23 protein-coding genes are annotated in these 26490 nt (G+C 69.0%); 11 read left to right on the forward strand and 12 right to left on the reverse strand.

Annotation, left to right across the window (positions count from 1 at the left end; translation table 11 throughout):
- The first annotated feature begins 53 nt into the window (after nt 1-53).
- Genes ACZ7OI_RS39600 through ACZ7OI_RS39610 form a run of 3 tightly spaced genes read left to right on the forward strand, consistent with a single transcriptional unit; the run spans nt 54 to nt 6114 of the window.
- Nucleotides 54-3866: a tetratricopeptide repeat protein gene (locus ACZ7OI_RS39600; protein WP_470269258.1), complete on the forward strand. Its 3813-nt coding sequence runs from the start codon at nt 54-56 to the stop codon at nt 3864-3866.
- Nucleotides 3863-5143 carry a hypothetical protein gene (locus tag ACZ7OI_RS39605; protein ID WP_470269259.1) on the forward strand — a complete coding sequence of 427 codons (1281 nt, stop codon included), beginning with the start codon at nt 3863-3865 and terminating at the stop codon, nt 5141-5143. The genes ACZ7OI_RS39600 and ACZ7OI_RS39605 overlap by 4 nt, the downstream gene beginning before the upstream one ends.
- A complete protein-coding gene (locus ACZ7OI_RS39610; protein WP_470269260.1) occupies nt 5140-6114 on the forward strand; it encodes a hypothetical protein in 975 nt (324 codons plus the stop codon). Before ACZ7OI_RS39605 ends, ACZ7OI_RS39610 begins: the two co-directional genes overlap by 4 nt.
- Nucleotides 6115-6159: 45 nt before the next feature.
- Here the strand turns inward: ACZ7OI_RS39610 and ACZ7OI_RS39615 are convergent, their stop codons facing one another.
- Complete coding sequence (locus tag ACZ7OI_RS39615; protein WP_470269261.1) at nt 6160-7596, reverse strand: aldehyde dehydrogenase family protein; 1437 nt, start codon at nt 7594-7596, stop codon at nt 6160-6162.
- A 141-nt stretch (nt 7597-7737) separates the two neighbouring features.
- Here ACZ7OI_RS39615 and ACZ7OI_RS39620 point away from each other — a divergent pair, with 141 nt between their 5' ends.
- A complete protein-coding gene (locus ACZ7OI_RS39620) occupies nt 7738-9177 on the forward strand; it encodes a GMC family oxidoreductase (protein WP_470269262.1) in 1440 nt (479 codons plus the stop codon).
- A gap of 30 nt (nt 9178-9207) precedes the next feature.
- Complete coding sequence (locus ACZ7OI_RS39625; protein WP_470269263.1) at nt 9208-10680, forward strand: hypothetical protein; 1473 nt, start codon at nt 9208-9210, stop codon at nt 10678-10680.
- Between the two features lie 24 nt (nt 10681-10704).
- Here ACZ7OI_RS39625 and ACZ7OI_RS39630 read toward each other — a convergent pair whose 3' ends face one another.
- The 3 genes from ACZ7OI_RS39630 to ACZ7OI_RS39640 are packed head-to-tail and all read right to left on the reverse strand — an operon-like array spanning nt 10705 to nt 14989.
- Complete coding sequence (locus ACZ7OI_RS39630; RefSeq protein ID WP_470269264.1) at nt 10705-12315, reverse strand: amidohydrolase; 1611 nt, start codon at nt 12313-12315, stop codon at nt 10705-10707.
- 3 nt (nt 12316-12318) lie between these two features.
- Nucleotides 12319-13107 carry a molybdenum cofactor biosynthesis F family protein gene (locus ACZ7OI_RS39635; RefSeq protein ID WP_470230197.1) on the reverse strand — a complete coding sequence of 263 codons (789 nt, stop codon included), beginning with the start codon at nt 13105-13107 and terminating at the stop codon, nt 12319-12321.
- A 10-nt stretch (nt 13108-13117) separates the two neighbouring features.
- Complete coding sequence (locus ACZ7OI_RS39640) at nt 13118-14989, reverse strand: primary-amine oxidase (RefSeq protein ID WP_470269265.1); 1872 nt, start codon at nt 14987-14989, stop codon at nt 13118-13120.
- Between the two features lie 141 nt (nt 14990-15130).
- Between ACZ7OI_RS39640 and ACZ7OI_RS39645 the strand changes: the two genes are divergently transcribed.
- The 4 genes from ACZ7OI_RS39645 to ACZ7OI_RS39660 are packed head-to-tail and all read left to right on the forward strand — an operon-like array spanning nt 15131 to nt 17622.
- Complete coding sequence (locus ACZ7OI_RS39645; RefSeq protein ID WP_470269266.1) at nt 15131-15847, forward strand: SDR family NAD(P)-dependent oxidoreductase; 717 nt, start codon at nt 15131-15133, stop codon at nt 15845-15847.
- Between the two features lie 15 nt (nt 15848-15862).
- Nucleotides 15863-16660, forward strand: coding sequence for an SDR family NAD(P)-dependent oxidoreductase (locus tag ACZ7OI_RS39650; protein WP_470269267.1), 798 nt, complete (start codon nt 15863-15865; stop codon nt 16658-16660).
- Nucleotides 16661-16675: 15 nt separating this feature from the next.
- Nucleotides 16676-17140 (forward strand): hypothetical protein, encoded by a 465-nt coding sequence (locus ACZ7OI_RS39655; protein ID WP_470269268.1) that lies wholly within the window; start codon nt 16676-16678, stop codon nt 17138-17140.
- Entirely contained in the window at nt 17137-17622 is a 486-nt protein-coding gene (locus tag ACZ7OI_RS39660) for a hypothetical protein (RefSeq protein WP_470269269.1), read from the forward strand. The genes ACZ7OI_RS39655 and ACZ7OI_RS39660 overlap by 4 nt, the downstream gene beginning before the upstream one ends.
- A gap of 82 nt (nt 17623-17704) precedes the next feature.
- Here ACZ7OI_RS39660 and ACZ7OI_RS39665 read toward each other — a convergent pair whose 3' ends face one another.
- Nucleotides 17705-18394 (reverse strand): TetR/AcrR family transcriptional regulator, encoded by a 690-nt coding sequence (locus ACZ7OI_RS39665; RefSeq protein WP_470269270.1) that lies wholly within the window; start codon nt 18392-18394, stop codon nt 17705-17707.
- Nucleotides 18395-18464: 70 nt separating this feature from the next.
- On the opposite strand from ACZ7OI_RS39665, the gene ACZ7OI_RS39670 reads away from it, so the two are divergent.
- Nucleotides 18465-19220, forward strand: coding sequence for an SDR family oxidoreductase (locus tag ACZ7OI_RS39670; RefSeq protein ID WP_470269271.1), 756 nt, complete (start codon nt 18465-18467; stop codon nt 19218-19220).
- Nucleotides 19221-19246: 26 nt separating this feature from the next.
- On the forward strand, nt 19247-19576 hold the full coding sequence (locus tag ACZ7OI_RS39675; RefSeq protein WP_470269272.1) for a nuclear transport factor 2 family protein: 330 nt from the start codon (nt 19247-19249) through the stop codon (nt 19574-19576).
- Between the two features lie 46 nt (nt 19577-19622).
- Here ACZ7OI_RS39675 and ACZ7OI_RS39680 read toward each other — a convergent pair whose 3' ends face one another.
- The 7 genes from ACZ7OI_RS39680 to ACZ7OI_RS39710 all read right to left on the reverse strand — a co-directional run bounded on the left by ACZ7OI_RS39680 (nt 19623) and on the right by ACZ7OI_RS39710 (nt 26452).
- Nucleotides 19623-20318, reverse strand: a complete 696-nt coding sequence (locus ACZ7OI_RS39680) for an ABC transporter ATP-binding protein (RefSeq protein WP_470269273.1) — start codon at nt 20316-20318, stop codon at nt 19623-19625.
- Nucleotides 20315-22033: a branched-chain amino acid ABC transporter ATP-binding protein/permease gene (locus ACZ7OI_RS39685; protein WP_470269274.1), complete on the reverse strand. Its 1719-nt coding sequence runs from the start codon at nt 22031-22033 to the stop codon at nt 20315-20317. The genes ACZ7OI_RS39680 and ACZ7OI_RS39685 overlap by 4 nt, the downstream gene beginning before the upstream one ends.
- A complete protein-coding gene (locus ACZ7OI_RS39690) occupies nt 22020-22880 on the reverse strand; it encodes a branched-chain amino acid ABC transporter permease (protein ID WP_182891329.1) in 861 nt (286 codons plus the stop codon). The genes ACZ7OI_RS39685 and ACZ7OI_RS39690 overlap by 14 nt, the downstream gene beginning before the upstream one ends.
- 30 nt (nt 22881-22910) lie before the next feature.
- Nucleotides 22911-24089: an ABC transporter substrate-binding protein gene (locus ACZ7OI_RS39695; protein ID WP_470269275.1), complete on the reverse strand. Its 1179-nt coding sequence runs from the start codon at nt 24087-24089 to the stop codon at nt 22911-22913.
- Between the two features lie 94 nt (nt 24090-24183).
- Complete coding sequence (locus tag ACZ7OI_RS39700) at nt 24184-24570, reverse strand: nuclear transport factor 2 family protein (RefSeq protein ID WP_470269276.1); 387 nt, start codon at nt 24568-24570, stop codon at nt 24184-24186.
- 11 nt (nt 24571-24581) lie between these two features.
- The gene (locus ACZ7OI_RS39705; RefSeq protein ID WP_470269277.1) at nt 24582-25349 is read right to left on the reverse strand and encodes a MoaF C-terminal domain-containing protein; all 768 of its coding nucleotides are present in this window, start codon (nt 25347-25349) and stop codon (nt 24582-24584) included.
- 155 nt (nt 25350-25504) lie between these two features.
- On the reverse strand, nt 25505-26452 hold the full coding sequence (locus tag ACZ7OI_RS39710; protein WP_470269278.1) for an AraC-like ligand-binding domain-containing protein: 948 nt from the start codon (nt 26450-26452) through the stop codon (nt 25505-25507).
- Nucleotides 26453-26490: the final 38 nt, after the last annotated feature.

A 26490-nucleotide genomic window follows, 5' to 3' on the forward strand; every position in this document is an offset into this window, starting at 1 on the left:
GCTTTGCCCGAACTGAACGATCCGGAGGCCGTCGCCGGGTAAGGTTTTACCTCGTGGCCGCTGATCTGGGGTGGAATACGGGGCAGACGCGGATCCACGCTGCCGACGGCCGCCTCCTCGGCGCGGGCGTGCTGATCGGCGACCGGTACGTCCTGACCTGCTCCCGGGCCGCGCGCGACGAAACCGCTTTCCGGGTCGAATCGGCGGGTCTCGCGTCGCTGGCCGGGCTGGTCCCGCCGCTCGCGGGCGCGCGCGGCGACCTGGCGCTCCTCGAACTGGCCACGCCGGTGCGCGGCGGCGCCATGCTCCGGCGAAAGGTCGAATCCGGGCGGGAAGTCCGGATCCACAGCCTTCCGCTCCGCCTCGGCTACGGCATCTGGGTGCGCGCCAGCACCGGGGTCCCGGACGGCGAACGGGTGCCGCTCACTCTGCTGGAGGGGCGCGTCGACCCGGATCTGTCCGGCTGCCCCGCGTTCGACCGCGCCACCGGGCGGCTGCTCGGCATCGTGGTGGTCGACCACGCGGTGCGGCTGGTTCCCGCGGAGACAGTGCTGGCGTACTTCCCGCAGCTGCGGGAATGGGTGACCGACGATTCCGTGGCCGAGGACCTGCTTGACAAACTCCTCGTCAGCACTGGCCGCGTGCCGACGGCGGACGCCGGGGACCTGCGGGTCGCGCTGCCGAAAGCGACCCTGCCGGATCCGTACGACGCCGTCCTGCCCGACTCGGCGCTGCCGGAGCGGCACCGGTTCTGCGTGGAATGCGGCAATCCGGTGGGCCGCGGCGAGGGCGAGCGGATCGGCCGGAAGCGCGGTTACTGCGTACGGTGCGGCACGCCGTTCAGCTTCCTGCCCGCGCTGGAGCCCGGCATGGTCGTCGCCGATCGTTACGCGGTCGTCGGCTGCATCGCGCACGGCGGGTTCAGCTGGATCTACCTCGCCCGCGACGAGGCCGACGGCGGCCGGTTCGTGGTGCTCAAAGGCTTGATCGGCGAACGGGACCGCGACGGCGCGCTGGCCGCCGCGCAATCCGCCATCGTCGGCAGGCTGCTGAACCTCGACCACCCGAACATCGTCCGCACCCTCGCGCACGTCGAAGACCCGGACCCGGAAACCGGCAGGCCTGTCGAGTATCTGGTGATGGAATACGTGCGCGGGATTTCGCTGCGGACGGTGTCCCGGCGAGCGAAACGGCTGCGCCCGGAACACGTTGCGGCGTACGGGCTGCAGCTGCTCGAGGCGATCGGCTACCTGCACCAGCGAGGGTTGCTGTACGTCGACGTGAAACCGGACAACGTGCTGCAGGACGGCGATCGGATCACGCTGGTCGATCTCGGCTCGATGCGGCGCCAGGACGACCGGGACAGCGTGCTCGTCGCCACCCCGGCGTATCAGCCGTCGCGGTCCGAGCTGGACCGGGAAGGCGTCAGCGTCCGCTCGGATCTCTATTCGCTCGGCCGCACCCTGGAGGAGCTGCTGCGTGCTTGTTCCGGGCCCGACGACAGCGTCGGAACGGAGATGCTGCGGGCACTGATCGACCGGGCGACCGCGGATTACGCCGACCGGTTCGCCACCGCCGACGACATGGCCGAGCAGTTGCGCGGGGTGCTGCGGCAGCTTCTCAGCCAGCGCACTCGGGTGCCGCGTCCGGCTGTCTCTCGGCAGTTCGGCAACCCCCGCGGACTCGCCGTGGCGGGACTCGGAGTGCCGGAGTGGCAGGCCTGGGCTTCGGAACCGCCGTTGCGCGCCGACGACCCGCTGCGGCGCGAGGACGCGCGGGCGGCCTTGCCTATCGCCCTTTTCACCGGTTCCGAGGAGGTGGGGGAAACCTGGCGCGGCGCTGGGGTGTTGCTGGGCGCGGGAATGCTGGACGACGCGGAGAGGCAGTACCGGGAGTGCGCGAGTCAGCTGCCGGGCGAGCTGGCGCCGTTGCTGGCGTTGGGTTTCTGTGCGGAACTGCGGGGCTCGCCGGAGGCTGCGGCGCGCTTCTACGAAGCGGTGTGGGCCCGCGACCGGAGCGTGGTCCCGGCGGCGTTCGGGCTTGCCCGGACCCGGCTCGGGCAAGGCGATCGGGTCGGCGCGGCAGCGGTTTTGGACGAGGTCCCCGCGGCGGACCCGGCCTCCAGCACGGCTGCCCGGGTCGGGGCGGTGCGGGCGCTCGCCGCCGTCGGCGCGGAACTGCCCAGCGTGGACGAAGCGGCCGCCGCCTGGTCCCGGCTCGGCGAACTGGCTCTGGACGAGGACGAGCGGGACCGGCTCACCGCGGTGGTCGGGGAAATGCTGCTGCGGCGGGCCTTCGAACAACCCTCGGCCGCCCCCCGGTTGCCTGACCTTCGCCAGGTGAGAGACGACCTCGCGCAGATATACCGGAAGCACTCGAATCGGGCGGCCTCAATGCTGCGGGAGCATGCCCGCCGGGTGCGCCAGACCAAGGTTCCCGAAACGGGTCCTGCCTGGCGGCCCGCAATCGTGGTGCACCACCCTGATTACCTGCCGCGGCACACTCCGACCACGACCGTGCAGGTCACGGTCACGGCCGGTGCCGGCGGCGGTGCGATGCGGCTGTTCGTGCGAGAGCTGCCAGGCTGCGTGCTGTACTGGGCCGGCCAGTCGACCCCGGCGGAAACGGTGATGCCGTTGCCGCAGCAGCGAATCAGCGACTCGGTGCTCGACCTCGGACAGTGGGCAGCCAGGGAGACCAGGAGTTACGCGCTGAGTTTCCTCGTGCCGTCGAGAATGGAGGTCGGCCAAGAGAATCAGCTGGTCACGATCTGGGCGCAACAGGACACCGCGCAGTCGAAGGCAGAGCACGTGTACGTGCGGCTGACCGACGATCCGGACCTGCTGGCCCCAGCGTCGACTGGTCGGCCCCTCGGCCTCGCAGCCGCGGCGGACGCCGCGCTTTCCGCGTACCGCAACGGAAATCTGGACGCCACGCTGAACTCGCTGGCCTCGGCGGTGGCTTTGGCGACCGCACACGGGAACGAGGCTGTGCTGGGCCGGTTGCGGTTGCTGGTGGACATCGTCGACGCGGAGAGCGGGCTCGTGAGTTTCCGCGGCCAGCCGGACGGGGAAGACCTTCTGTCGGAGCGGATTTCGGTGCCGTACCGGATGCGGGCGCCGGTTGCCGCTGAGCCGGTGCTGGTCGAGGAGGACTACGAGATCGACTTGCTGCGGCCCGATCCGGCTGCTGACGGTGCGGTGCTCAGTGCGCGGGTCGAGTCTCGCCGGGTGGATTCCCGTCGCGTCGAGTCCCGGCGGGTGGATTCTCGCCGAGTGGATTCCCGGCGGGTCGACTCTCGCCGCGTTGACTCTCGGCGGGTGGATTCTCGGCGGGTGGACTCCCGCCGTGTCGATTCTCGACGGGCTGATCCGCGACCCGGCACCTGGCGTACCGGCCGGGTCGGCTATCCGGTGCGGCCCGATCACCTCGACCCGGGCGCGGACCCGTTCGACTCCCAGCGCGTCGTCTGGGCCGGACTGCGGGCGAGCGGTGCGAAGCCGCCGGACGACGCGCCGCAGCCGGTTCCGGGGTTGCTGGCGGCGAGCGTCGAATGCCGGTCCGACGAGCCGGTCGTCGTCGGGAAGGCGGTGCGGGTCGCGGTTTCGGTTCGGCGCAAGGAACCCGCGGCCGTTCCGGCGGGCGTGGTGCGGGTCCGGGTGCTGCTCGACGCCGCGCCCGGGACGGCTGAACCGATGTCGCGGGTCGGCTGGATCACCGGCGACCAGCTGCGCGATCCGGCGGAGTTCGACGTTCTGCCGGTCGCGCCGGGGACGCTGCGGCTGGTGTTCCGGATCTACCGCGAGCACGACGCCCAGCTGCTCTTGGAAATCGCGGCCGCGCTGCCGGTGGAGGTGCCGTCATGACCCGTCAGCTGAGCGCCGAGGTGACCGTCGACAACACCGCCGGGCTGAGCCGGGTCGCGGTGCCGCCGTACAACCGGGCGCGGACGGTCAACCTGCGGTTCCTCGAATTCCCCGGGGTGCCGGGGCTTCTCGTGCAGGCCTGGGGCAGCGCGTTCCCGGAGGACGGCGGCGGCGGGTACCAGGGCCGGATCGCGCACAGTCTCGGCGAGCTGAATTCCCGGATCGACATCCTCCGCGAAACGTGGCAGCGGCACGTCGTGGACCTCGCCGAGCGGACCGAACGCGGGCCGCGCCGGCATCCGTTCGCCGACGGCTGGGATCTGTCCGAGCGGCCGGAACTGTTGCGGCAGGCGGGTTTCGCGCTCGCCGACGCCGGATACCTGATGTATCGCCTGCTGTTCGCCGGTCCGGACCGCGGACTCCAGCGGATCCGTTCGCTGCTGGAATTGGCGCTCGCCGAGGGCGAGAACGTGATCAGCATCGAATCGGACAGCCTGATCGTGCCGTGGGGCATGCTGTACACGTCGCCGCGGCGGCCGGACGAGTATCCGGACGACGAAAACTGGTCTCTGGCGGGGTTCTGGGGCTATCGGCACGTCGTGGAGCACACCTTCTCCCGGGTCGACGATTTCGACGCGCGGATCACTGTGGACGGTGGGAAGCCGGTCGTCGGGCTCAATGTCGACCACAGCGTCGACAAGCAATTCCCGGACACGCCTTACATCGCGCCGGTGGTCGATTTCTTCCACGGCCGGGCGGAGGTAGTGCTGCGACCGGACAAGAAGACGCTGGCCGCGCACTTCCGCAGCCGCGATTTCGCCGACCACGTCACGTATTTCGGCTGCCACGGCAAGGTGAGCGGCTCTGGCGGCCTGGTCGAGCAGCCGTATCTGAAACTCGGCGACGGCGAACGGATCTACGGCACCGACTTGATCGCGTGGCTGGCGGAAGCGCCGCTGCCGACGAGACCGTTCGTGTACGTCGGGGCGTGCCAGGGCGGACAGGTGACGTCGGCGTTCTACTCGGCGTTCGGCAAAGCCTTGCTGGGCAACGGCGGACGCTGCCTGATCGGTCCGCAGATCGACCTGCCTCCCGCGTTCGCGCGCGAGTATTCGCAGCGCTTGTTCACCGAGTTCATCGATTCGGGCGCGAAACTGGGCGACATCGTGCGTTCGCTGGCGCGACTGTTCGCCGACGACTATCACAATCCGCTCGGGCTGATGTTTTCGCTGTATCGCGGGATCGACGTGCATCTGTGGCAGGAAGGGCGACCGTGACCGAACCGGTGATCCTGGACCTCGACGAGCACGGCGATTTCGTGGATCCGGAGACCGGACGGCCGGTGCCCGCCGAGGCGACACCGCGATTTCTGGCCCGGTGGCTGGAAGTCCCGGCGACGGCGACCGACATCGTGGTGTTCGTGCACGGCTGGCAGAACAACCGGGAGACCGCGGACCGGCGGGCCCGGCAGTTCTTCGGGCTGATCGAAGAGCGCTACGCGGCCGGGTCTTATGAAGGACTTGGTGCGTGGCAAGGGTTTTACGTCCTGGTCCGGTGGCCGTCGACGAGCAACCCCTTCCTGACCGGTTACCGGCGGATCCGCGACCGGGCGCACAAGATGACCACCGACGGGCGGGCCGCGGAGGCGCTCGGCCAGCTGCTCGGGTATCTGAACGCGGAACGTCAATTGCCGGGCAGCGCGCCGAGTTTGCGGACTGTCACCGGTCAGTACCTGCATTGCGTCGGCCATTCCTTCGGCGGCCGGTTCACGGTGGAAGCGGTGCAGGCCGCCGCGGGGGACGGCCCGCCGGTCCTCGGCTGGGATCGCGCCGACCTGCGTTATCCCTACACTGTGGACACTCTGCTGGTGTTCCAGATGGCCGCGCGGCCGGACATCTTCACCGGCCGGTTTGCCCCGGTGCTGCGCGACGCGCCGATCAACGGGCCGATCGTGCTGACCCGTTCCCGATTCGACCGGGCCACCGGTTTGTGGCACCGGTTGGCGGAGGGCGTCCGGGGGATCGGGAACGTCGGGGTGAAAGAACCGGCTGACGACGTAGCGAACACCGCGCTGCACAAGGTCGCGGCGGCATACTCACGGTCCGAACTGGACCGGAGGATCGTCAATGTCGAATCGGGATGGCGGTTCCGGCGCGGACGGTGGTGGAATCCAGCCGGGGCGCATTCGGACATCTGGTACCCGGAGTCGGCGCATCTGCTGCTGTCGCTGGCGGAACTGGCCCGCTGAGCGGGGCTCGACAGTCCACTTCGGACCGTCGAGCCCCGACGGCGTTCAGTAGCCGTAGTGCAGCCAGACGGCCTTCGTCTCGGTGTACGCATCGAGCGCCCAGGGCCCCATCTCGCGACCCCAGCCCGACGCCTTGTACCCGCCCCACGGCGCGGCCATGTCCGGGATAGGCGGCATGTTCACGAACACCGCCCCCGCGCGGATCCCGTCCGCGTAGCGTTGCGCCGTGCGGATGTCGCGGGTCCACACGGTCGCGGCGAGGCCGTACTGCGTGTCGTTCGCGCGCGCGACCAGTTCGTCCGGGTCGTCGTACGGCGTCACCGCCAGCACCGGGCCGAAGATCTCCTCGCGCATGATCGTCATGGTGTCCGTGACGCCCGCGAACAGTGTCGGCTGGTAGAAGTAGCCGTCGCGGTCGACTTCCGAGCCGCCGGTGATCAGGTCCGCGCCTTCGGAACGGCCGGTCGCCACCAGATTCGCCACGTGCTTGCGGTGCTTGTCCGACACGAGCGGGCCGACCTGTGTCGTCTCCTCCAGACCGGGACCGACCTGCAGGCCCGCGAGTCCGGCGGCCATCTTCTCCACGAATTCCTGCTCGCGCTTGCGGTCTACGTAGAACCGCGTGTACGCCGCGCAGACCTGGCCGGTGTTCAGCGTCGCGCCGGCGAGGTTGCCCGCGACGGCGGCGTCCAGGTCGGCGTCGGCGGCGATGATGCTCGGGGCCTTGCCGCCGAGTTCGAGCGTCAGCCGCTTCAGGTTGGACTCCGCGCTCGCCGCGGTGATCAGCTTCCCGACCGCGGTGGAACCGGTGTAGGAGACGTGGTCGACGTCGTGGTGCGCGCTCAGCATCGCGCCCACCGAACCGTCGCCCGTGACCAGGTTGACGACGCCCGCTGGGATACCAGCCTGCTCGGCCAGCTGTACCAGGCGGATGCTCGTCAGCGGCGTGACCTCGCTCGGCTTGATCACCACGGTGTTTCCGGTGGCGAGCGCGGGCGCGAGCTTCCACACCAGGATCATCAGCGGGAAGTTCCACGGCGTGATCAGCGCGTTCACGCCGACCGGCTCGCGGCGCGTGTAGTGCAGGGTGTCCGGGAACGAAACCGGGTTCGTGGTGCCCTGGATTTTCGTGACCCAGCCGGCGAAATAGCGCAGGTGCTCGGCCGCGCCGGTGACGCTCACCTGCCGCGAGATGCCGATCGGCTGGCCCTGGTCGCGGGTTTCCAGCGCGGCGAGTTCCTCGTGGTGCTGCTCGACGAGGTCGGCGAGGCGGAACAGCAGTTTCGCGCGCTGCACCGGCGCGAGCCCGGCCCACTCCGGCGAGGTCAGCGCGCGGCGCGCGGCGGCGACCGCGGCGTCGACGTCGGCCCGCGTCGCCGTCCCGACGTCTTCGAGAACCGTGCCGGTGGCCGGGTCCCGGGTCGGGATGGGCTCCCCGCCGGCCTCGGTCCACTGACCGTCGATGAACAGGCGTGTCGCCATGGTGCTCCCTAGTCCCGGTCTTCTGGTCGCTCCCGAGTATCGGCGCGCGGCGGGCGGGCGGTCTTGTCCGCGAGGGCACGCCCGTTGTCGGCGAGTGAAGACAATGCCGGGCGGAGCCGGGGGACCGGTCAGGATCAGGACATGGACGTGATCGTGGTGGGTGCGGGCTCGGCGGGTTCGGTGGTGTGCCGGCGGCTGGTCGACGCGGGTGCGAAGGTGACGTTGCTGGAAGCGGGCGGACCGGACACGAACGCGGCGATCCACGACCCGTCGCGCGCGGGCGAGCTGTGGCACGCCGCCGAGGACTGGGACTACTACACCGTGCCGCAGCCGCACGCCGGAAACCGCAGGCTGCACCTGCCGCGCGGCAGGGTGCTCGGCGGCTCGCATTCGCTGAACGCGATGATCTGGGTCCGCGGCGCGGCGGCGGACTACGACGGCTGGGAACTGCCCGGCTGGGCTTGGGACGACGTGCGCCCGGTGTACGAGCGGATCGAACGCGACCTGCTCGACCTGGAACAGCATGATCCGCTGCAGCCGATCCAGAAGTCCATTGTGGACGCCGCGCGGGAGATCGGCCTGCCGTTCAACGACAATTACAACAGCGGCGTTCTCGACGGCATCTCCGTGCAGCAGGTCACCATGACCGGAGGGCGGCGGCGCAACACCTGGCTCTGCTACTCCGAGCCGGTCGCCGATCAGATGACTGTGCGCACCGGTGCGCTGGTGCATCGTGTGCTCTTCGAGGGCGACCGCTGCATCGGCGTTCTCGCGGAGATCGACGGCAACCTGGAGCCGCTGTTCGCCGACCAGGTCGTGCTCGCCGCCGGCGCGCTGGCGTCCCCGGCGATCTTGCTGCGCAGCGGAATCGGTCCGGCCGACGACGTCGCCGCGCTGGGCCTGGACGTCGTCGCCGACCTGCCGGGCGTCGGCGAGAACCTGCACGACCATCTGCTGTCGCCGGTCATCTTCGCCACCGACCGGCGTGCGGTCGCGCCGCCGCAGACCGGCATTTCGGTGACGCAGACGCACCTGTTCTGGCGCAGCCGCCCGGGGTTGGAGGTGCCGGACACTCAGCCGATCCACTTCAGCGTGCCGATGTACGAGCCGTGGATGACCGGGCCCGCTACGGGGTTTTCGCTGATGGCGGGCATGATCACGCCGCAGAGCCGGGGCACGCTGCGGTTGCGCAGCACGGACCCGGCCGAGATGCCGCTGATCGATCTCGCCGCGCTCGCGCACCCGGCGGACTTCGAGAGCCTGGTCGCGTCGGTGGAGCAGTGCCGGTTGATCGGCAGCGCCCCGGCCTTGGCGCGGGAGTGGGGCGCGCGGGAGCTGTACCCGGGGCCGGCGGATGTCCGGGAGTACGTCCGGCGCACGGCGATCACCTATCACCACCAGGTGGGCACCTGCCGGATGGGGACCGACGAGCTGGCGGTGACGGATCCGACGCTCGCGGTGCGCGGGGTGTCCGGGCTGCGGGTCGCGGACGCTTCGGTGCTGCCGCGCGTGATCAGCGGGAACACGAACGCGCCGGCGGTGCTGACGGGGGAGCGGGTGGCTGAATTCTTGCTGGCGTAAATCGCGCGCGGGTGTCAGTAGGCTCGTTGGATGGATCTGCTCGCCGCGGACTATCCGATGCTCGGCGCCTTGGCCGCTAACCCGCCTTCGGGACCGGCCGCGTTGGCCGCGCGCGCGGGCGAGCAGTACCCGGAGGCGAACGACGAGCAGCGACGACATCTCGAGTACCTGCTGGACTTGCTCGGGACGGACGGCGATCCGGTCCTGCTCGACCTGCTGATCCGGCTCCGCACGGCCGGGCTGCTGGCGTCGGTGGTGCACCGGGGCCTGAAAGTGCCCGAGCCCGTGCTGGATCAACTGGTCAAGGAACTGGGATATCAGCCGCCCGTCATTGACGCGGCAGGGCTGTCCGGGGACCGGCGGCGGGCGAAAGCGCTCGGTGCGCTGCTGAAGAACGACGACCTGTGCGGCCGGGCGGCGCTCGCACTGGCCCGGCTCGGTGCGCGCGAATGGACGGTGCCGATCGCCCGGCGGCTTTTCGCGGTCGCCGGGCTCAAGCACATCTTCTTGGCGGTCGCGCTGGAGGAAATGGGCGATCCGGCCGCGGTCCCGGTGCTGCTCGACTGGCTGGCGAACGGCCCGGAGCAGCCTGTCTGGGACGTCCACCGGGCGCTGGTCCGGCTCACCGGACGGTCCCCGTTGTTCCGTTCGCCCGACGAGATCCGCCGGGTTTGGGCGACGCTCGACCTCACTGCCGGGCCGGTGCCGGAGGTGCGGGACGTTGCCGTCGATTCTCCTTCCGCGCTGCGGTTTTCCGTCGATGAAGGCCGGGCCCGGGTGCGCGTCGAGTTCGACCCGTCGTCGCCGGGATCGATGTGGCCGCGCTGGGATCAGACGCTGTACGTCGGGGACCGGGCGCGTTTTGGCGTCGGCTCAGGGTGCGAGACCTGCGAAACCACGCTGCACCTGCTCGGCTTCGGTCCCGCCGAAGCGCTGGCCGGTGCCGCCCAGGTGCGGGAAGTCCTTGCTGGGCCGTGCGAACTCACCACCGCGACAGTGCGCGCGCTGGAACCGCTGCTGCAGGAGCTGGAGACTGGGCACTACCGGATGCTCTTGGCCGATCTTCCGCTGGAACGCGTGCGGACGGCCGAGCAGTCGTGGTGGTGGCTGCGCAGAACCGAGACGCGCAGTGCGTGGGAGGGCGACCCGACCTGGCCGGGCATCGAGCATTTCCAAGTCCCGCAGGCGATTCCCGGCGAGATGCCGACGTACGGCAGCGTGGTTCCGTCGCAACCGCTGGACGCGCTGGACCCGGCGACAGTCGACCGGTACGCGGAAGCCATCGCCCGCGGCGAGCGTCCGGCGGCGTTGCTGCTGGCCTGGGCGGAGGACAGGTACGTCAGCGCCCAGTGGCCGGAACGGTTCGTGCTGGGCGTCGTCCTTGACGGACACCACCGGCTGGCCGCCTATGCCGCGGCAGGCGTCCCCGCGCGGCTGGTACTGCTGGTGCGCGGGGAGAGCGGCGAGGCGGTGGAGGACTTTGTGCGTGTTTATGCCGGTTAGAACCGGCATAAACACGCACGAGCCCTAATCCCTCGTAAACACCCGTTTGCCGCCGAACCACGTCTCCCGCACCGTGATCCCGGCCAGTTCGTTCGCCGGGGTCTTGAACGGATCCTGGTCCAGCACCACGAAATCCGCCGACTTCCCCAGCGTCAGCGACCCCGTCACGTCGTCCAGCCCGCATGCCCGGGCCGAGTTCAGCGTGAACACCTGGATCGCCTCGGCGAGCGTGATCGCTTGCTCCGGCCACAGGCTCCCGGGGTGCTTGCCATACGGATCCTGCCGGGTGATCAGGCCCTCGATGCCCTCCCAGGCGTTCGGGGATTCGCTCACCGGCCAGTCCGAACCGCCGGCGACCAGTGCGCCTGTGTCCAGCAGGGTGCGGTTCGGCTGCATCCGCGCCGCGCGTTCGGTGGGAATCACTTGTGCGATGGCGTCCGGGATCACGCCGGGCACCCACAGGAACGGCGAGATGTCCGCCGACACGTTGAGCGTCGCGAACCGTTCCAGGTCGTCCGGGTGGATGAACTGTCCGTGCGCCACTTGGATTTTCGTCGTGTAGTCGCCACGGGCGCGCAGGGCGCCGGCAGCGTCCAAGGTGGCCCGGACGGCCGCGTCGCCCGCGCAATGGATCTTCGCGGACAATCCGGCCGAGACCGCGACGTCCAGCCAGCCCGCGAGCTCCTCGGGCGGCATCGTGGTGTCGCCGCAGAAGCACTCGTGGTGCAGGTACGGCTCCAGGAACGCCGCGGTGTGCGCGGGCGGGGTGCCGTCGAGGAAGATCTTCACGAAGTCCGGCCGGTGGTGCTCGCTGCGGTACTGTGCGGCGCGGTCGAGCAGCGGCTTGCCGATCGGGTCCGCGCCGAAGATCGGGTCGTTGACCAACATCGACGACACTACCCACGCCGCAAGTTCCCCTGCGTCATCAAGGGTTTTCAACGCGGCGAGGATGTCGATGGTGGCACCGGCGTCCTGAAACGCCGTAATCCCGTACGAGTGCAGGATTTCGATCGCCCGACGCGACGCTTCGGCGTGCTGCTCGGCGGTGAGCGGGCTCGTGTCCCGCATCGCTCGCTCCACCGCCAAGCCCGCGGTCTCGATGAGCAAGCCGGTCGGCGCGCCGCTGGTCAGGTCGCGGTGGATCGTCCCGCCCGCCGGGTCCTCTGTGGCTTCGGTGATCCCGGCCAGTTCCAGCGCCCGGCTGCTTGCCCATCGGTTGTGCCTGCTGTCCTCGATCAGCACGACCGGACGGCCGCCCGCCGCCTCGTCCAGCGCCCGTCGCACGGAATCGTGGCCGAGTTCGGAGGCCAAAGTGGACGGCCAGGCGCCGCCGACCACCCACTCGTCCGGACCGAGCCCCGCCGACCATTCCCTTACCGCGGCGAGGATTTCGTCAAGGCTCGAGCCGCCTTTCAGCCGCAGCTCGAACAATTCCCGGCCAGCGAGGGCGTGATGGCTGTGGACGTCCACGAAACCCGGCAGCACAAAAGCGCCGCCGAGATCGAGGACCTCGGTGTCCGGACCGGGTTCCGCGGCCGTCAACCGGCCGTTCTCCACCGCGAACGAAGTCGCCCACGGCCGGTCTTCGTCCACTGTGTACACAGTGGCGTTGGTGAGGAGCAGTTCAGGTGCCACGGGTCACTGTCCAGCGGGGTCGTAGTCCGGCGAATAGACGGTGTTGCTGAGCAGGCGGCCGTACGCGCCGAAGGTGAAGTGCGTCGGCGTCTTGCCGTCCTCGCCCAGTCCGAACAGCGAACCGTGCGACCGCAGCTCTCGCACGTTCCGGTGGTCGGCCACGGTCACCGACGCGCACGGGATGACCTTCTCGCGCCAGGTGAACACGTAGATCCCGGGCCGGATCTGGTAGACGGAGTTCTCGTCGGTGTCGGCGAGGCCGCGCTCCGGACCGGAGAGGCACTGCCAGCTGTACCAGTGCGGGGTGAGGTAGACGTGCTCGTACGCGTGCTCTTCGCTGTAAACCCACTGCACGCGCCGGCCGATCAACGCCGTGCTGGGCGCGATCTCCTCGCCGTGCGCCTCGCGGCCCTGGATGGTGGCCGGACGGAACCGTTGCGTCACACGGGGAAGTCCGTCGCCGATCGTGCTGGTGATGACCAGTGCGCGACCCTGGCGCACGTCCAGCAGGAGGCTGAACGACGTTTCCGCGCCGGGATGGAACTGTACGTAGAACAGTCCGGCGTCGACCAGGAACGTCTCGGACGCGGTCTCGCCGGTGCTGCCGTCCTCGTCCCACGACGCGCGACCGCTGGAGAAACTGATCGAGAACGTGCCGCCGTCGGCACAGTCCAAAGTGAACGACTGGTTGTCGAGATCGTCCACAGTGGCCGCTTTGTTGGCGTCGAAGCCGGGAGCGAGGCCGTCGAGCGGGAGCCACGTGGAGGTGTCGGACAGGTTGGTCGCGGGCATGGAGCCTTCCTCAGTGTTCGCAGTGGCCGTGGGCGGCCGAGGGCAGGTCGAGTGCCGGGTTCCGGTCGCAGAACCCGTAGGGGCGCAGCATGAATCCGGAGTAGTCGACCGGCATGACCGGCCAGTCCTCCGGACGCGGGATGTGCGTCGGGCCGAAGACGTGCCACAGCACGACATCGGTGTCGCTGACGGAGCGGTCGGCTGCCGTCCACGCGGGCAGGCCGGCCCCGCCCGGGTGCGCGTTGGGACGGTCGCCCGCCGGGAAGCGTTCGCCGGGCGAGTACGGCGTGACCCACAGGTGGTTCGTGGCGAACGTCGCGCGCTGGTACACCGTCGATTCCGGTTGTGCCATCAGGGTTGCCGAGGGACGCGGCACGAGCTGGTACGCGGTCGGTGCGCCGAGCCGGTTGGTGTGTTCGGTGCTGCGGACTTCCCACACCCTCGCGGTCGCCGGGTTCGCGTTTCGCTTCGCTTCCGCTTCGGTGCGCAGTTCCGTGGCCTTCCAGGTGAAGGCGTTGCCGTACGGGTTTTCGTCGCCGATCGGGATGCCGACAGCGTCCACTTCGTACACCGAGTTGCGCTGGCCGTCGACAGCGACGTCGAGCCGGGCGCAGAACAGGTGCTGGTGCACCGGCGCGAACAGGCCGGGCGCGATCTCGGACGCGTGCGGATGCGCTGATCCGGGCTCGGCGGCACCGGAAAAGACGATGCCGGTCGCCTTGGCCTCGCATTCGATGGTGCCGTCGAGGTAGAGGTACCAGAAGAAGCCGTAGTCGTAGTTGCCGATGGTGGAGATCGACGAGATGACCAGGCGACGCGAACGGCGGACCTCGGCCTTGCCGTCGAGATCCGTGTGCTTCCAGAGGATTCCGTAGTCCTCCTCGTGCATGCAGATCGCGTTCGGCACGCGGACCGGCTGGCCGTGGTCGTCGGCGAGGAAGGCGTCGAAGTAGTGGATGACGCCGAGGCAGTCGCAGCCGAGACGCAGGCTGTTGCCGTTCTTGCCGAGCAGGTATTCGCCCGCGTCGAAGTAGCTGATCCAGAACCGGCCGATTGAGGTGTCACCGTAGGGAACAACCATCTCAGGCACCGACGCGCGATATATCACCGAGCGGTCCTGGAAGGTCAGCTGATGAAGAGTCAGGCCCTCGCGCGCGTTGAACCCGACGCGCAGCTGCCAGCCCTCCCACGTCACCAGCGAGCCGTCGACCTGGAAGCTCGGGCCTTCCGGCTGCGTGATCTCGATGGGCTTGAGCGTGGTCCGCGCAGGCTGGTGGCCGTAGCGGCCGGAGTCCTCCGGGACCGGGATGTCGCCCTCGTCCTCGACCCGGAGCACGCGCTGTTCCGTGAGGTTGAGGTGCGCGACCAGCCCCTCGACCGGGCGTGACCAGGGATTGTCCGTGTCGTCCTCGCGCAGGAAAGTGAGCGAACGGATGACCCGGCCGGTCTCGTCCTCGCGGCCGAAGTAGCCGGGGGCGAGCGGGGCGCAGAACGCGTGCTCGATGCGGTCGCCGAGACCGCGGCGGCGCATCGCCGCCTGCCACTCCGGGGAGGCCTTGGTGATGGCCTCGGCCAGGTCGTACTCCTCGAAGAGGTACGGGGGCTGGCCCTCGCCGCACTTCTCGTGGCTGACCAGCTTTTCGCCCGTCACCGAGACCACCGCGTCGGCCGATTCGCCGGTCGCGGTGTCGAGCAGGGTGAACTGGATCCGGCGGTCGACGGGGGCACCGCCCAGTACGGCGGCCTTGTCCGGCTCCACCGGGAGGACCTGCGGAAACCGGGTCGTCTCGGTGACGAGCCCCTGTGCCTCCAGCACTGCCCGGCCTGCCGCGAGCTCGTCGGCGGTCAGCGGGTCAAGGGGGTGGGGGTGTGCGTTGCTCATGGTGTCCCTTCGCGCTCCTCGCCGCAGTGTTCGCGGTTGCCCGGGGGCAGCGGTAGCCGGGCTGGGGGGTCGTGCGGTCGCTGACAACAAGGATGCACTCGTTGCCAATCCCCGGAAGGGCCGTTGCTGCAGGATTGCGGAATGCGACTCGACCTTTCCGGCAAGGCCGTGCTGATCACCGGCGCCGCGTCCGGGATCGGGCTGGCCTGCGCGCGGGCGTTTCTGGAGGAGGGCGCGCGGGTCGGGGTCCTCGACCGGGTCCGGCCGCCGTCGCTGCCCGGGGAGGTCGTCGCGGCTCGGGCGGACGTCACCGACGAGGGGCAGGTCGCCGCGGCGGTGCAGCTCGTGGCGGAGTCGTTCGGCGGGATTGACGTGGCAGTCGGCTGCGCTGGGATATCAGGACCGGTCGGACGGCCGCTCGCGGAGACCAGCGCCGCGGACTTCGCCGCGGTCATGTCGGTGAACGTGCTGGGACAGTTCCTCGTGGCCAAGCACGCTCGGCCGTGGCTGAGGGACGGGAGTTCGATCGTTTTCCTGGCCAGCGATTCGGCCTTCGTGTGCGCGCCGGGGATGGTGCCCTACTGCGCGTCGAAGGGCGCGGTGGTGTCGTTGACGCGGGCGTTGTCGGTCGAGTTCGACGGCGTCCGGGTCAATTGCGTGTGCCCGTCGGTGGTCGATACGCCGATGGCGCGGGGGGATTTGGGGGATCTGCTGGACGAACCGGGGTTCCCGGTGCAGGCGGCCGAGGAGGTCGCCCAGCAGGTTTTGTATCTGGCTTCCGCGCGGGCGCGGACGGTGAACGGACAGGCCCTGCTCGCCGACTTCGGCGTATCGGCTCGGTCTGGGTTTCCTGCTTGAAAGGGAGAAATGACGATGGCAGACACGCGGGTCGTGGCGATTACCGGCGGAGGGACGGGCATTGGGGCTGCGGTTGCTCGGCGGTACGCCGGCGAAGGCGCGCAGGTCGTGGTTCTCGGCAGGCGGCGGGAGCCGCTGGAGAAGGTCGCTGCGGAGACTGGTGCGCACGTGATCGCGTGCGACGCCAGCGTTCGGGAGGACGCGGAGGCGGCGATCGCGGAGATTCTCGAGAAGTTCGGGCGGCTGGACGTGATCGTCGCCAATGCCGGCGGGCATGGGCTGTCCTCGGTGGTGGATACCGGGGACGAGGAGTGGGAGATCGCGCTCCGGTCCAATTTGTCCAGTGCGTTTGTGTTTTGCCGGGCCGCTTTGCCTTCGCTGGTGGAGAGCGGCGGTCAGGTCGTGATTGTTTCTTCGCTGGCCGGGTTGTTCGCTGGGCCCAATGTCGCGGGATACACCGTGGCCAAGCATGCGTTGATCGGGTTGACCCGGTCCATTGCGCGGGATTACGGCCCCAAGGGCGTTCGGGCAAACGCGGTGTGCCCGGGCTGGGTTCGGACGCCGATGGCGGATGGCGAGATGGAGCAGTTCGCTGAGGCGGCCGGGTTCGACGGCGGGCATGACGAGGGATACCGGCGGGTGACCGCCGAAGTGCCGTTGCGTCGTCCTGCGGAGCCGGAGGAAATTGCTTCCATTGTTCGGTTCCTCGGGTCTTCGGAGTCGTCGTACATCACCGGTGCCGTGCTGGTGGCGGACGGCGGCGCGCACGCGGTCGACTTGCCCACATTGGCCTTTGAGCGGGCCGGGATGTAGCCCGATAATGGCCGGATGACGTTCGAGGGGGACTGGGCGGAGAAGACCGCGACGGCCAACCAGCGGTTCGTGGACAAGGCCGTCGCGATCGCCCGCGAGGTCGAGGTCCTGCTCGGCCGGGATGCCATGACCTATCCGCGACACCCGGTCGCGCGCGCACGCGAGGCGCTCGCCGACCGGGTGTTCGCGATTCTGGCGGCGGCGCGCGAGGCCAGCCGGACCTTCTACAACGTCGACCAGGTGCCGGTGGCGGTCGTCTCCGACGCCTACGGAGATGACTGGGTCGAGAAGGTGGCCGATGCCGTCGGCACGCTCGCCGGCGCGATGGCCCGGGCCGCCACTGTTCTCACCGGCGTGGTGGACAGCCATTTCAAAGATGCCGACACGCAACAGTGGGCCACTGGAATCCTCGACGACGTGCGAAACGCCGCCGCCGAAGTCCTCCGCGAAGCTGCCAGCCGCCCTGGCCCGGCGACGTGACAACGCCGACTCAAGCCGCAGTCCGGGCCCGGTTGCTCGGCCACTTCACCGAAACCCTCCGGGCGCTGCCGTCCGGCTCGGCACTGGTGCTTCGGCATCCGGACCTGCCCAATGCGGCGTTCCATCGCGGGGTGACCCTGTCCGACGATTACGGCCGCGACGAAACGCGGCGATTCTTCGACATCGCCTACTGGGTGTTCGGAGCCACCGCCGCGACGTCCGATCAGTACCTCGACCTGACGATGCGTTCGTGGCGCGACCGGGGCTGGGCGACGGAGTTCTTGGCGGATCCACCGCTTTCCGCCGGTTATGCGAGAACGTCCGACGGGTACGGGTTCGCGATCCGGCGCAGTATCAACGGGTACCTCAGCATCGCGGGGACGACGCCGGTCTTCGCCGCGGGCTCGCCTGAGGGGGACCCGTTTCCGGACCGGATCGACCAGCCGCCGCGTAGGGCCGGTGCGCGCTGCGACGGTCCGTGAGGGGAACCCTGACGGAATCAGAGTCCCTCAGGGTTCCCCTCACGGACTTCTGCGGGAGCGGAGCCACGCGACCTGAGTGAGGTCAGCCCGATTCCGCCAGCGTCCGTAGCCACTTGGTCAGCAGCTGGGTTTCCTCGGCGCCCAGGATTTCCGGGTTCGCGGCCGCGTGTTCCAGGACGCGGTGGATTTCGGAGTGCCTGCCGCCAGTAGTGGGTGCGGTGCCGGTGATCGCGGCGATCGCGCCTTCCCGGACGGCCACCGACAGCGGGCGGTCCTCCTCGGCGAGGATGATCTGCCGCAACGTGACCCCGATGTTGGCCACCAGGATGTGCGCGGCCGCCTGATCCGGCGGGACCGTCAGGCGTCCCTGGTCGGCCGCGGCTTGGGTCAGGGCGCGCAGCATCGCGCTCGGGCGTTCTTGCGCTTCGGGCGCGTGGCCGGGGTGGACCTGGCCGTACATGAGCGTGTAGAAGCCGGGGTTCGCGATTCCGAACGCGACGTGGGCGTCCCAGCCGTCGCGCAGGTCCTGGATCGGGTCGCCGGACGGCTCGTGGGCGCCTTTTTCCGCCAGGTACAGGTCGAAACCGCGTTCGACGACCGCGTCCAGCAGGCCCTGTTTGCTGCCGAAGAAGTGGTACAGCGTCGGCATTTTCACCCCGGCCTGTGCGCAGATCGCGCGCAGCGAGATGTCCTCGCCCGGCGTCGCGGCGACCTGCTCGGCGGCGGCGTCCAGGAGCCGGGTCCGTGTATCCGCGTTCGCAATCTGTGTCACATCGCTATGGTAACCGCTGTTGCACTGATACAGTGGTGCATATCAGCGATAAAGAGAGGGAGGGGTCACCATGACCGACCACACGCTCGAAGGCAAGAACGTCCTGGTCGCCGCCGGGGCGAAGAACCTGGGCGGGCTCATCAGCAGGCAGTCCGCGCAGGCCGGCGCGAACGTCGCGATCCACTACAACTCCGAGTCGACCCGTCCGCAGGCGGAGGAGACTCTCGCCGCGGTCGAGGCGGCCGGCGGCAAGGGCGTCCTCCTGAGCGGCGACCTGACCGTCCCGGCGAACGTGGAGAAGCTGTTCGCGGACGCGGAGGCCGCGCTCGGGAAGATCGACGTCGCGGTCAACACGGTGGGCAAGGTGCTGCGCAAGCCGATCACCGAAACCACCGAGGACGAGTACGACTCGATGTTCGACATCAACTCGAAGGCGGCGTACTTCTTCATCAAGGAAGCGGGCAAGAACGTCGCCGACGGCGGCAAGGTCATCACGATCGTGACCAGCCTGCTCGCGGCGTTCACCGACGGGTACTCGACCTACGCGGGCGGCAAGAGCCCAGTGGAGCACTTCACCCGCGCCGCGGCCAAGGAATTCGCCTCGCGCGGGATCTCGGTCACCGCGGTCGGGCCCGGCCCGATGGACACGCCGTTCTTCTACGGCCAGGAAACCCCGGAACGGGTGGAATTCCATAAGTCGCAGGCGATGGGCGGGCAGCTGACCAAGATCGAGGACATCGCCCCGATCGTGTCGTTCCTCGCGACGTCCGGCTGGTGGATCACCGGGCAGACTATCTTCGCCAACGGCGGTTACACCACCCGCTGAGTTTCGCCGACAGCAAGGGAAGCGCAATGTCCGAAGTGGAGATTCCGGAACCGGTGGCGTCGTTCGTCGACGCGGTGAACCGGCACGACGACGCCGCGTTCCTGGACGCGTTCACCGAAAACGGCGTCGTGGACGACTGGGGCCGGTCGTTCGCCGGACGCGCCGAAATCAAGGGATGGAGCGACGTCGAGTTCATCGGCTCGCGCGGCGTCCTGACCCCGGAGGAGGTCACGGTCGCCGGCGGCACCGTCACCGTCGTCGGGGATTGGCGCAGCAATCACGCCAACGGACGGTCGAAGTTCGTCTTCGACGTCGACGGCGACCGGATCGCCACAATGACCATCCGCGAAGGCTGAACGGCCGGGGCGTGGGCGTCCCACCGCGGAATGCCCACGCCCCGGGTCAGTTGGTGCCGAGGTACGCCTGGTGCAGCGTGTCCGGATTGTCCAGCAGGGGCTGCGATTCCCCGGCGTAGGTGACCTTGCCGGAGGAGACGACCAGCGCTTCCTGCGCGACTTTCAGTGCCAGGTGGGTGAATTGTTCCACCAGGAGGATCGCCGCGCCCGCGTTGGCGAACTCGGTCACCGCCGGGAGAAGCCTGGTGAAGACGGCGGGAGCCAAGCCAAGCGACATCTCGTCGATGAGCAGGAACTTGGGCTTCGCCGCGAAAGCCCGGCCCAGCACCACCATCTGCTGCTCGCCGCCGGACAGCAGCGCGGCGGGCGAGTTCTTGCGTTTCTCCAATTCCGGGAAGAGGGCCAGGACTTCGTCGATCCCGGCCGGGGTTTTGGCGGTCAGGCGCAGGTTTTCCAGGACGGTCAGGCTGGCGAAGACCGCCCGTCCTTGTTCCACGTGCGCCAGTCCGAGCCGCGCTCTGGACACCCGCGAGTGTTTGGTGACGTCCGTGTGTCCGACGTGGATAGTCCCGGACGCCGCCGGGATCACGCCGGACAACGCTTCCAGCAGGCTGGTCTTGCCCGCGCCGTTGGGGCCGACCAACGCGGTGATCTTGCCCGGTTCCAGCGTCAGGCCGACGTCGGCGATGACCGGGCCCGCACCGCGCGTGACGGTCAGGTTTTCGATGCGCAGCGTGCTCACAGCATCTCCGTTTCGCCCAGGTATGCCTTCAGAACCGCGGGATCGGCCAGCACTTCCGCCTGCGGGCCGCTGGCCAGCACCTCGCCGAAGTCGAGCACGGTCAGGGTGTCGCAGACGGACCGCACCAGATCGAGGTCGTGTTCGATGATCAGCACCGAGACGCCGAACCTGGCCGGGACCTGACGCAGGCGTTCGCCGAAGGCCACGTGTTCCTCGTGCGGAAGGCCCGCCGCCGGCTCGTCCAGGAGCAGCACCTGGGGCTTCGCCATGAGGTGGCCGACGACTTCGACCAATCGGCGCGCGCCCACGTCGACCCGGTCCAGCGGGGTCGCCGCCGGCGGGCAACCGAAGAACTCCAGCGCGGCAGCGACTTCGGCGGCGTCCGGGCGTCGGCGGGCGACGAAGCGGACGTACGCCTCGATAGTCAGTCCTGATGGGACTCGGTCTTGCTGGAACGTTCGGCGCAGGCCGGAACGGGCTCGCTGCGTCGGGTTGCCGGTGAGCGGGCGGTCGGCCAGTTCCACGGTTCCTTTGGCCTGGGGCAGGAAGCCGCTGATGGCGTCGACCAAAGTGGACTTTCCGGCGCCGTTCGGGCCGATTACGCCCAGCACTCCGCCTTTCGGGACGGCTAAGTCCACTCCGGACAGTGCCTTGACCTGGCCGAAGGTGACGCTCAGACCGCGGACAACCAGCACCGGTTCGCCAGGAGGCAGGCGCGGAGGTTCTTCGTCCAAGGCTGTGATTTGAACTCCGGCGCTGGCCCTCGACCGGCGACGCCAGAGTTCGCGGATCGCGGTGCCCAGGTTGCCGCGCCCAGCCAGCGCCTGGATGCCCAGCAGGCCGAAGATGACGTATCCCCAGTCTTGCGGGACTCCCCACCGCTTCAACAGCTCTGGTACGGCAACCCAGAGGACAGCGCCGAACACTGCCATGTCAATCAGGTGCGCACCGGACATGATGGCCAGCACGTACAACGCCAGCGACTGCAGCGGAGCGAAGCTGGTCGGGAAAGCGAATCCGACCTGTGCGGTAAGCAGGCCGCCGCTGATGCCGCCAAGCGTGGCGCTGACGGCGAAGGCCGAGAGCTTGGCAGCACGGACGCTGGCTCCTGCCGCAGCGGTGCCGCGTTCGGAGAACGCAACCGCGGCCCAACTGCTGCCCCATGGACCGCGCCGCAGGAAGTGCACGACCAACGCGCAGACGATCAGAACGATGACACAGAGCAGGAAGAAGGCGTTGTCATCGGCCACAAAGGACGGACGGTCCACCGAGACGCCGTCGGTGGTGCCGGGGAACTGGATTTCCACCAGGGTGACGTCGGCGGCCGCGGCCAGGCCGAGTGTCACCACCGCCAGGTTGATCCCGCGCAGACGCAGTGCGGGGAGTCCGATGAGGACACCGACCACGCCTGCCGCGAGACCGCCTAGCAGCAGCCAGAAGAGGAAGCCGCCGGGGGCGTTGGCGACGTTCAGCGCGGAGACGACCCACGCGCCGATCGCGCCGAAAGTCAGCTGGCACAAGGAAATCATGCCAGCGCTGCCGGTGACGACGCCTAGGCCGAGCAGGGCGATGGCGGCTACTACGACGCTGATGCCGAGGTAGGCGAAGTAGCCGTTGAGGCCGACGGTCAGGCCGATTCCGACCAGCACCGCGACCACCGCGACGACCAGTGGGGTTCCGAAGCGGGACACTGCGCCCCGGTCAGCGAGCTGCATCCCACACCTCCTTGCGCTGAGACCACACGAGCAGGCCGACGATGGCCAGGAACGGGACGAAATTCCGCACTACCGAAAGCTGGTCGACCTGCGCGAGCGCGCCCTGCAGCATGCCGAGCACCAGACCGCCGACGACGGCGAGGTCCAGCCGGCGGAAACCGCCGAGCAGGGCCGCCGCCGCGGCGGGCACGACCAGCATGGCCAGCGAGGTGGCGTCGTTCGACTGGGACGGGGCGACGATCACGATGATGATGGTGCTGATCAAGCCGGTGGCGCCCCAGACGGCGGCACTGAGACGTTTCGCGGGGATACCTAACAGCTCAGCTGTCGTCGGACGTTCCGACAGAGCCCGCAGTGAGATACCAACGGGCGTCTTTGTCAGAATCAGCCGCGCGGCGAAGGCGATCACTACCGCCAGCGCGACCGTCACGACGGTCACCTGGCTGATCACCACGCCGCCGACGGTGAAGGCCGGACCGGCCAGCAACGCCTGGAACGGCTGCGGTTTGTTGCCGAACAGGATGAACGACAGCGAAATCAACAGCAGCAGCACCGCGACGGTCACCGCCGAACGGGTGCCGGTGCCTGCCTCGGCAAGCCAGGTCGAGACGACCCAGCCGATCAGCACGCTCAGCACCCCGCCCAGCAGCACGCCGAGAACCACCGCCAGCCATTCCGGCAGTCCGCCGTGGACGGACAGGGCCACCCCGACGTAACTACCGAACATGCCGGTGGCCGCCTGGGCGAAGTTGACGACCCGGACCAGCCGGGACATCAGCGTCAGGCACACCGCCAGCACCGCGTAAAGCCCGCCGGCGGCCAACCCGGCCAGCGCTCCCTGCACCATTGCAGTCTCCTCTGTCCAGAGTGGATCGGGCTAGCGCCGCGGAATCCGCAGCCAGTCGGTACCGGAGATCTCCCACCGGTTTGTGCCCGTCGCGAGCTTCACCGGCCAGCCCGCGATGTTGTCGTGGTGCGTCTGCCCGGGGCCGAACACGTACGGCGTGCCGACCATCGGGTCGGTGATCGGTTTCATCTCGCGCAGCGCCTTCGTCACCGATTCCCGCGTGATGTCGCCCTGCATGCCGTTCAGCACCTGCAGGAAGTATTTCGCCGCGAGGTAGCCGCCCTGGCTGAACGAGGTCAGCGGAATGTTGTTGCGGGTCATGAGGTCCCGCCACTCCTTGGTGCGCGGGCTCGACGGGTCGGTGAACGGGTAGAACTCGGCGGGGACGTAAACGCCGGCGCCAGCCTCCGAAACCGCCTTCGCGTACTGTTCACTGTAGACACTCGTGAGCAGCAGCCAGGTCACATCCTTCCAACCCTGCGCCTGCGCGGCTTTCAGCTGGCCGATCGAGTCGGGCTCGACGGGGTTCACTGTCACCGCTTTGCACCCGGCGGCACGAGCCTTGACGATGTAGGGCGTGTAGTCGGAACCGTTGTACGGCACGGTCGCGTCGACGTACTTCAGGTTCTTGCCGGTGATTTTCGACCATTCGTCGATGGCCGCGCGGTAGTATGGCAACGTGTTCCCGGCGATCTCCAGCAGCGCGCACATGTCCTGCAGATGCAGCACTTCGGAGCCGTACAGCAGGGTCAACGTCATGTCGTGGAACGGACCGACGTTCGCGGGCCCGATGTTCGGGCTGGTGAAGCACGACGGGTCGACGCCGATGCCGGAGATGGAAAGCACCTTCTCCTGCTGGTAGTACTTGGCGTTGATCTGGCATTCGATGAGGCTCGACGATCCGACCAGCGCCACCGCCTGATCGCCGCCCACGATCTCGCGCGCGGCGGCCGCAGCGGCGGCAGGGTCGCCCTTGTCGTCGATGGCATGGTATTCGATCTTGCGCCCGTGCACGCCGCCCGCCGCGTTCGCCGCGTCGAAGACGGCCTTGGCGGCCTGGGAGGATTCCGGGAAGGTGGCGGGCCCGCTCAGCGCGTTGACCGAGCCGACCACGATCGGCCCGTTCGGATCGGCGGTGCCCGCGCAGCCCGCCGCGACCAGCGTGACCAGCACGGCCGAGGCGAGCGCGGGCAGGAACTTTCTCATCATGGCTCGGCTTTCCGGTCCACAGTGACCAGAGGGGGAGGGGAGAGAACGGGGGCGGTGCCGGGGGAAGGGCCGGCACCGCCGTTTCGGGGGAGACTCAGTCGGTCGCCGCGGCGACCGGGGCGGAATCCACGATCTGCTCGAAGCTCGCGACCTTGTCGCCGTCGAACTTCCACACGTGCGCGACCCGGGCGGTGAAAGCCTTGCCGGACTTGCGATTCGTGCCGGTGTACGTCCCGAGCCCGACGATCGAATCGCCGGCGTCCAGCAGCGCGGACAGCGTGAACTGATAGCCGTCCCAGTCGCGGGCGATCGCCTCGAAGACGTTGCGCCGCACCTCGTCCGGCCCGGTGTAGGTGCCCGCGTAGGGGAATCCGGCGGCCTCGGTCCAGGTGGTGTCCGGCCCGATCGGGGCGAGCATGCCGGCGAGGTCGCCGCGGTCGCTCGCCTCGTAATGCGCGGTGATCACGTCCAAATTGGACACAGGAGAACTCCTTAGACAGGCTGGACGTCGGGGTAGCTGATCGAGCCGAGCGGGTAGATGTGCCCGCCCGCGCGGGAATGCTCGGACCGGCCGTCGCCGGTGATGCCGAGGAAAACGCCAGTGGTGCGCAGGTCGTAGCCGAGGTCGTGCAGCCACACGCTGGCCACCGCGATCCGGAACTCCCGGAAGCAGAACAGGTACAGGCCGTCGGCGAACTTCCAGACGGTCGACATGTCCACGTCGCCGTGCCCGCGCTGCACGCCTTCGACGCACTGCCAGCAGTACCGCTCGGAGGAAAGGTAAACGTGCTCGTACAGGTGATTCGGGCTGTAGCGGTAGACGTTGCGCTTGCCGATGAGATCCCGCGACGGCCCGGGCACGTCGCCGGTCGGCTCGCCGCCGTCGGTGGTGCCGGCGTGGAAGGTCTGCGAAACCCGCGGCGTGCCTTCGACATCCTCGTCGCCGATCACCGACCGGATGGTCATCGCGCGGTGCGTGGTGGTCGAGTAGACGACGGTGAGGGATTCGCCCTCGACGCTCGTCAGCGGCAGGTTCACGAAGAAGACGTCGGGACGCACGGCGACCGCGTCGTACGGGTCCTCAACGCCGTTGAGGGCAAGCCGTTCGCCGTCGAGGAACCGCAGTTCGAGCTTCGCGCCGTCATCGAGCGTGACGGTGAGTTCCCGCCCGGTGAGGTCCGCGTTGGGCAGCCGGTAGGTGTCGATCCCGGCGGCGAACTCGTCGTAGGTGCGCCATTCGTCAGGGGAAGGGTCGGACATGCCCATCATGCTCGCCGCGCCCCGGCCGGTGAGCGAACGTTCGTGCGCTGGCGGGCAACTGCCGGACGCTCGCGGTCAATACCAGGAGGTTCGGGCCGGAAACGACAAGCGGCGCCCCCGGTCGTCCGGGAGCGCCGTACCTGTTTTGAAGAGCTTCAGCCGCGGGCGCGCAGCTCGCTGGGCGACTGCGCGAACGCCGCCCGGAACACCCGCGAAAAATGCGCCGCGTCCACAAACCCCCACCGCGCAGCGATTGCCGCGACCGGACGCGCCGCCAGCAACGGATCCCGCAGATCCCGGCGGCAATGCTCCAGCCGCCGCTGCCGGATCCACCCCGCCACCGTCGTCCCCTGCTCCTGGAACAACCCGTGCAGATGCCGCGTGGAGATGTAGTGCTCCGCGGCGATCTGCGCCGGACCGAGATCGGACCGCGACAGATTCGCGTCGATGTAACTGCGGATCCGCCGCATCAGGTCGTGGTGCGGGTCGGCGGCCGTGCGGTCCAGGTCGAGTTCGGTGGCCAGCATCGTGGTCAGCAGGTCGACCGCGTTGTGCGCCAGCCGTACGCCCACCGGGCTCGTCAGCACGTCCAGATTCCCGCCCAGCTGCGCCAGGAACGGCACCACCACGTTGCCGACGCCCTCGCGCCCGGACATCCGCACGGCGGTGAGCTGACCAACCAGATCCCGTGGCAGGTCAACCTGCTGTTGCGGGAACATCAGCACGAGGGTCCGGAAATTCTCTTCGAACACGAGCGAATACGGCCGGTTCGTGTCGTACAGCGCGACGTCGCCGGGCCGCAGCACCGCCTCGCGGCCGTCCTGGGTGAGGATTCCGGTGCCGGCCAGCATGACGCTCAGCTTGTAGCACGGCCGGTCCGCGCGGGCGATCAGTTCCGGCGTGCGCTCCACCGCGTGCGGCGACGCCGTGATCTCGGTGAGCGCGATTTCGCCCGCCTCGTGCGTGCGGAGCCTGCCGTGGAACCGGTCCCGGTGCTCGGTGCTCACCTGCAGCGGCACGAACGACCTCAGGACAGCGGACCGGAACTCCGTGAAGTCCTGCGCGACCGTGGTGGTCGGCGTCTGCAAGATAGCCGTCATCATGTCACCTCTCCGTCGAAGTGCCGGTACCGCTGCGTGTC

This window comes from Amycolatopsis sp. NPDC114503, assembly GCF_055633655.1.

Coding starts and splice junctions, on each gene's coding strand:
- ACZ7OI_RS39605 (WP_470269259.1), top strand. CDS start 3,863: ATGACCCGTCAGCTGAGCGCCGAGGTGACCGTCGACAACACCGCCGGG.
- ACZ7OI_RS39615 (WP_470269261.1), bottom strand. CDS start 7,596: ATGGCGACACGCCTGTTCATCGACGGTCAGTGGACCGAGGCCGGCGGG.
- ACZ7OI_RS39620 (WP_470269262.1), top strand. CDS start 7,738: ATGGACGTGATCGTGGTGGGTGCGGGCTCGGCGGGTTCGGTGGTGTGC.
- ACZ7OI_RS39625 (WP_470269263.1), top strand. CDS start 9,208: ATGGATCTGCTCGCCGCGGACTATCCGATGCTCGGCGCCTTGGCCGCT.
- ACZ7OI_RS39635 (WP_470230197.1), bottom strand. CDS start 13,107: ATGCCCGCGACCAACCTGTCCGACACCTCCACGTGGCTCCCGCTCGAC.
- ACZ7OI_RS39640 (WP_470269265.1), bottom strand. CDS start 14,989: ATGAGCAACGCACACCCCCACCCCCTTGACCCGCTGACCGCCGACGAG.
- ACZ7OI_RS39645 (WP_470269266.1), top strand. CDS start 15,131: ATGCGACTCGACCTTTCCGGCAAGGCCGTGCTGATCACCGGCGCCGCG.
- ACZ7OI_RS39650 (WP_470269267.1), top strand. CDS start 15,863: ATGGCAGACACGCGGGTCGTGGCGATTACCGGCGGAGGGACGGGCATT.
- ACZ7OI_RS39655 (WP_470269268.1), top strand. CDS start 16,676: ATGACGTTCGAGGGGGACTGGGCGGAGAAGACCGCGACGGCCAACCAG.
- ACZ7OI_RS39670 (WP_470269271.1), top strand. CDS start 18,465: ATGACCGACCACACGCTCGAAGGCAAGAACGTCCTGGTCGCCGCCGGG.
- ACZ7OI_RS39675 (WP_470269272.1), top strand. CDS start 19,247: ATGTCCGAAGTGGAGATTCCGGAACCGGTGGCGTCGTTCGTCGACGCG.
- ACZ7OI_RS39685 (WP_470269274.1), bottom strand. CDS start 22,033: ATGCAGCTCGCTGACCGGGGCGCAGTGTCCCGCTTCGGAACCCCACTG.
- ACZ7OI_RS39690 (WP_182891329.1), bottom strand. CDS start 22,880: ATGGTGCAGGGAGCGCTGGCCGGGTTGGCCGCCGGCGGGCTTTACGCG.
- ACZ7OI_RS39695 (WP_470269275.1), bottom strand. CDS start 24,089: ATGATGAGAAAGTTCCTGCCCGCGCTCGCCTCGGCCGTGCTGGTCACG.
- ACZ7OI_RS39705 (WP_470269277.1), bottom strand. CDS start 25,349: ATGTCCGACCCTTCCCCTGACGAATGGCGCACCTACGACGAGTTCGCC.
- ACZ7OI_RS39710 (WP_470269278.1), bottom strand. CDS start 26,452: ATGATGACGGCTATCTTGCAGACGCCGACCACCACGGTCGCGCAGGAC.